Origin of the sequence: Candidatus Bathycorpusculum sp., assembly GCF_009778815.1 — an archaeon.
Lineage (GTDB): Archaea > Thermoproteota > Bathyarchaeia > Bathyarchaeales > Bathycorpusculaceae > Bathycorpusculum > Bathycorpusculum hydrogenotrophicum.
The window spans coordinates 1-5,549 of the sequence record NZ_WRFL01000099.1 but is presented as its reverse complement, the minus strand read 5'-3'; the positions used below and the strand labels follow the sequence as shown (position 1 = coordinate 5,549).

Annotated in this window: 5 protein-coding genes; 4 read left to right on the top strand and 1 reads right to left on the bottom strand. The window is 43.6% G+C overall.

Translation table 11 applies throughout. From position 1 onward, the window contains the following. The first annotated feature begins 216 nt into the window (after positions 1-216). Positions 217-1,749, top strand: a complete 1,533-nt coding sequence (locus FWF39_RS11715; RefSeq protein WP_343383621.1) for a phenylalanine--tRNA ligase subunit alpha — start codon at positions 217-219, stop codon at positions 1,747-1,749. Position 1,750: 1 nt separating this feature from the next. Continuing rightward, positions 1,751-3,496 carry a phenylalanine--tRNA ligase subunit beta gene (gene pheT, locus FWF39_RS11710; RefSeq protein WP_343383620.1) on the top strand — a complete coding sequence of 582 codons (1,746 nt, stop codon included), beginning with the start codon at positions 1,751-1,753 and terminating at the stop codon, positions 3,494-3,496. A 311-nt stretch (positions 3,497-3,807) separates the two neighbouring features. On the opposite strand, the gene FWF39_RS11705 is transcribed toward pheT, so the two are convergent. Then, positions 3,808-4,158 (bottom strand): ribbon-helix-helix domain-containing protein, encoded by a 351-nt coding sequence (locus FWF39_RS11705; protein WP_343383619.1) that lies wholly within the window; start codon positions 4,156-4,158, stop codon positions 3,808-3,810. A 213-nt stretch (positions 4,159-4,371) separates the two neighbouring features. Between FWF39_RS11705 and FWF39_RS11700 the strand changes: the two genes are divergently transcribed. After that, positions 4,372-4,587, top strand: coding sequence for a ribbon-helix-helix domain-containing protein (locus tag FWF39_RS11700; RefSeq protein ID WP_343383618.1), 216 nt, complete (start codon positions 4,372-4,374; stop codon positions 4,585-4,587). Between the two features lie 320 nt (positions 4,588-4,907). After that, positions 4,908-5,549 (top strand): hypothetical protein (locus FWF39_RS11695; RefSeq protein WP_343383617.1); only part of this gene is annotated, 642 nt, incomplete at its 3' end.

Here is a 5,549-nt window from a genome sequence, read left to right as displayed (position 1 = left end):
GAACAAACCCGCCCTTGGCGACTTTTTCAGACAAACATTTTTTGCAATGCACCATACGAACTAACCTTGTTTGGCGATATATGTACAGCATCACATAAAATTATCTATAAGTGAACACTCTCCTATTTTTGGTGGTTTTTCTTATCAGCATGCTTTTATTTGAGGCGCAAGAACTACTGTTAACATAAACCCATTTGCTGACCCGGTTGCATTTGTATGGTGGTTGAACTTCGAGTACAAGAACAGCAGCTTCTTTCTGTTCTAAGCAAACAAGAAGGAAGCGCAAGCGTAGAGCAGCTTGTCCAATTTTGCGGTTTTCCTGATGCCGCTGTTATGCGTAATGCGCTTAGTTTACAGGAAAGAAATCTCTTGACCATACAAGCGGCGACGCAGAATATAATTAAACTCACCACCGAAGGCAAATCCTATGCACAAACTTGTCTGCCTGAGCGCAAGCTTATCTTGGCCGTGGCGGAATTGGGCGGCAAAGCAGATTTGTATGAAGCGGCTAAAAAAGCTGATCTTGAAGGTTCGTTTATACAGATCGCACAAGGCTGGGTTATCCGCAAGAAATGGGCGTTCTACGATTCAAAAACTAACACTTTAACCCTCAATGATGCATTGATGCATCAAATGACCGTTCCAGAGGGTTGTGATGAAGCCCTGCTCAAATATCTTGGCGAAAAAGATCAGGCATCATTTGATGATCTAAGTGATGAACTTAAAGATGCCTCTGAGCAGCTTAAAAAACGCAAACTTGCGGTTGTTGAACCTAAAACTACTCGTATTCTAAAAATAACTCCTGAGGGCATCTGTGCTGTTTCTGAGGCCTCCATTGCTGTGCCTGAGGTGACTAAACTCACCCCTGAGCTCATAATTACTGGTAAATGGCGGGAAGCTAAACTCCAAAAATACAACATTGAAGCTCCCGTCGCCAAAACTTGGGGCGGAAAAAAACATCCCTACCTCAGCTTTCTTGATGAGGTTCGTGCCAAACTTGTCCAATTGGGTTTTCAAGAAATGACTGGCACAGCAGTTGAAGCTAGTTTCTTCAACTTTGATGCTCTATATGTGCCCCAAGATCATCCTGCAAGAGACCCAAGCGACATCTACTACATCAAAGATCCCAAATATGCCAATTTAGACAACCAAACCCAAACAGTTGAGCAAATAGCTCAAACCCATCAAAACGGCAACCAAACTGGTAGCACCGGCTGGGGCTATAAATACAGTCTCGAAGCCGCTCAGCGCCTAATTCTGCGTGGCCACGGCACCTGTCTAAGCGCCCGAACGCTTCAAAGCGGCAAATACCAAGTACCCAGCCGCCACTTCAGCATCGCTAGGGTATATCGCCCTGAAATCACTGATCGCACGCATCTCTCAGAATTCAACCAAGTCGAAGGTATCATAATTGATGAACACCTCACCCTAAAAGACCTCTTAGGCGTCTTGGGCAAATTCGCACTTGAAATAGCCGGAGCCGACAAAATCCGATTCAAACCCGACTATTTCCCCTTCACCGAACCCAGCGTAGAACTCTCCGCCTACAAGGAAGGCTATGGCTGGATTGAATTTGGCGGCTCAGGCATATTCCGCCCCGAAGTTACTATACCCCTAAACGTTAAAGCACCCGTTATTGCCTGGGGCTTAGGCGTTGACCGCCTCTATATGATGCGCAACGAAATAAGCGATATACGTATGATATTTAATCAAGACCTCGACTGGCTAAGAAAAAAACAGGTGACCTAATATGCCCACAATCGATGTAAACTATACTGAACTCCAACGACTGCTCAACCTAAAATTAGACAACAACGTAGAGAAACTCGACGATATTTTGGCCTACATCAAAGCGGAAATCAAAGATTTTGACCCAAAAGAAAACTCGCTTAGCATAGAAATGAAAGATACCGCGCGTGCAGACCTCTGGAGCGTAGAAGGCCTAACCCGTGCACTACAAAGTTACACCGGACAACAAAAAGGCCTCAAACCCTACATCACCGCAGACAAATCCGACATTGAAGTCAACGTAGATGCCAACCTATTTGATATCCGTCCCTACATCGCCTGCGCAGTTATAAAAGACATCCATCTAAGCGATGATGTCATAAAAGGCATCATGCACCTCCAGGACAAACTCGACCATACCCACGGCAGAAGCCGACGCCGAACCAGTATCGGCATCTACAACCTTGACCTCATCAACCCCCCAATCAAATACACAGCAGTTAAACCCACGACTGTAGAGTTTGTGCCGCTGGGTTTTAATCAAAAGATGCAACTCGATGAAATCCTTGAAAAACACCCCAAAGGCCAAGAATACGGTCACATCGTTAAATCTCACCCCCTCTATCCAATGCTCTATGACAGCCAAGACCATGTTCTCTCCTTCCCCCCCATAATCAACAGCAGTGATCTAGGCAAAATCACTGAGGACTCCCGCAACCTCCTAATTGAAGTCACAGGTACGCTCCACAAAACAGTTCTAAACACCCTGACTTTGATCACCTCAGCCCTTATTGATCGCGGCGGAAAAGCATACAGCGTCACCATCAACTACCCCCAAGGCACCAACTATACCCAAAAAACCCTAGTTACCCCCGACTTTAACAACAAACCCCTCGAACTAAGCATAACAGAAACAAATCGTCTCCTAGGTCTGAATTTATCCGCAGAGGTGATCATTAATTTATTGGGTATAGCCGGCTTGGGTGTTGAAAAAGTCTCCGACCAATACATAACGGTGCTGGTTCCGTGCTACCGGGTGGATGTTATGCATCAAGTCGATATAATCGAAGATATCGCCATAGCTTATGGTTATAATAACATCGAACCACTGTGGTGTGAGTTACCCACAACAGGCAAAGCCAAAGCAGATCAGTATTGTATTGATATTGCACGCGACTTGATGATTGGTTTAGGCTACCAAGAAGTTCTCAATACCACTCTAACCAATCCTCAAACTCTATTTCAAAAAATGAATCAACCCCCCACTCGCCTAATTGAGCTGTCTAATCCCAAAGTTATAACCATGACCTGTCTGCGTAACCAGTTGTTACCCGGACTCATAGAGTTCTTAAGTTGCAATCAGTCTGTAGAGTTTCCTCAAAAAATCTTTGAACTAGGCAGAGTTACCCTTCCCAATGATGCAGAGGAGACCCGAACATGCGATAAAAATTATCTCTCAGCAGTAACAACCCATTCCAACGCGAATTTTAGTGAAATCAAATCGACCCTAGATGCATTTATGACAAACTTTGGTGTTGAGTGGCAAATCCAAGAAACAACCCATCCAAGCTTTATCGACGGTCGAGCTGGAAAAATCCTCACAGAAAACCAAGAAGTGGGCATCATCGGTGAAATCAACCCCGCCACACTTGAAGCATGGAAACTTGAAAACCCCGTTGCAGGCTTTGAACTTCATTTTCAAACCTTAGTTGATGATAAACAAAATGAACCGTGCAAAAAACTCGCCAAACAGACCAGTTGTCCATAAACCTTATGGCGATAAGTTCTGCTGATGCAGTATACCTTAGGTGCTAAACTAACAAGTATGTGTAAAATAGACTAACTAACCATGGATTTTTGCCAAAGCTTATGTGGCTGTGTTTTTCTAAGTGGTTATTGGGTACGGTGCACCTGTGAAGCCATGTGTCCTATTCGTATACAGCTATACATGTGATGGCCAAATACGAATAGGCTTGATTGGTGTGTTTGATTTGTGTTTGTTGTTTTGGATCTCTGGCTGAGGTTTGTGGTTGTCGATGATGGGTGGTGTCTGTTGTTTGCGGTCTGTTATTTTGTTTTTTAGTTTTCCTCTTTTTTTGTTGTTTTGATAACGTCTGATTGCATTAATGCAAAGCGTATGTGTTCGCAATTGCCTGCGTCGCATACTTGACAATAGTTGCCTTTGGATGTTATATTTATGTCTGCGATTTGATTTAGTTTTATGTCTCTGATTTTGGCTCCATTGTTGTTATGGTTTATTATGCTTAGGTGTGGATCTTCGTATTTTTGCAGGTATTGTCGTACTGCTTCTTTGACTATTTCGGCGCGCGAAGTAAATCCATGTCTTCCTATTAGTTTGTCGATTTCTATGGCGAATTGTTGTGGAACTCTTATTGTTGAGTACCCGTCTTTTCGCTCTTTTTCTTTCATATATGCCCTTCCTTGTTTATTCCCTTGTTGAGTCACGGATTAGTCACTTCTACATTTAAAACGTTGTGTCAAAAAACCGAATACTATTGTTTATTGTATATTATTATTTAGGTTATGCGTCATGTTATACGCGATGTACTGTTGAATCGTACGTGACTTTATATCTAATAAGCATATATGTGATGTTGGCAATGATTCAATCGTGGCTCATTTATGACAAAATACATCACTGTCCGGCTTCCTGAATGTTACCACTGCGAGATGGATAAACTAATTGAAAAATATGGGTTCACCAGCCGTGCAGATGTAGTCAAAAGCGCGCTACGCGAATTTTTCCAGAAATATCCAGAAACAAAAATCGTACTGGAAAATGGTCGCTTTGTCAATTCAAACTCTGACGACTATAAACCTGTATCAACAGACACCTGAATTTCTAATACCTGACCCTTGCACTGATGAAACATCACCAAGCACAATTAGAACTAACGCTTGGACATAACAATCCTCGTTAGCTATGGTGCCGCAAAAACTCACATATGTGCGCGCCAAAACCCAACCCTCATAACCCCAATTCTAACAAAAGTAACCTAAAAGCACAATATGCCCAACAAATAACTCTGTTATATGCTCAAAATCCCTGTGTTTTAGGTTGACTATTGGAAGCCTATAAATAGTAGTAGAGCTGACAAACTTTTGGAGAACGAGCGAGTTATTCTCGTATCGTGCTAATTTTTAGGAAGAATAAATAAATGCAAAAAACTAGACATATGACAATTTTATTTTCTACAATACTGCTGCTTTCCATAGCCGCATCAATATTTATTGCACCAAACACAGGACAAGTCTATCCTCCGCCAGGTACACACATCCCAACCTATGCTTTTCTCAATGTTGCTCCCAACCCCATAGGAGTAGGCCAAACCGTTACAATCAACTTTTTCTTAGCAACCCCTCTGGCAACAGGCGAAGGCCCAACTGGCATGACCGTTATCCAAATGAACCCTGACGGTACAAACACAACCCTAGGTCCCTTCAACGGCGATGCTACAGGCGGCTCATACACAACATTTCACCCTCCCCATGTAGGTAACTGGACATTCCAATTCTTCTACGCCGGACAAACCCTCACTGGAAACGACGCAAACGCCGTCCCCCGACCCGGATGGGGCGGACTAATCATGGATCCAAGCATGAGCAACGCTGTAACACTTGTCGTCCAAGAAGAACCCATCTCCCGTAGCGCACACGCCACCACTGCTCTACCCCTGAACTGGTGGGAAACCCCCATATCAGCTCAAAACGTAGAAGAATGGTACAAGATCGCCGGACCTTGGCTAGGTTTGAGCGGCATCACCTTTGGACAAACAGGTTCATACAACCAAACCAGTTTC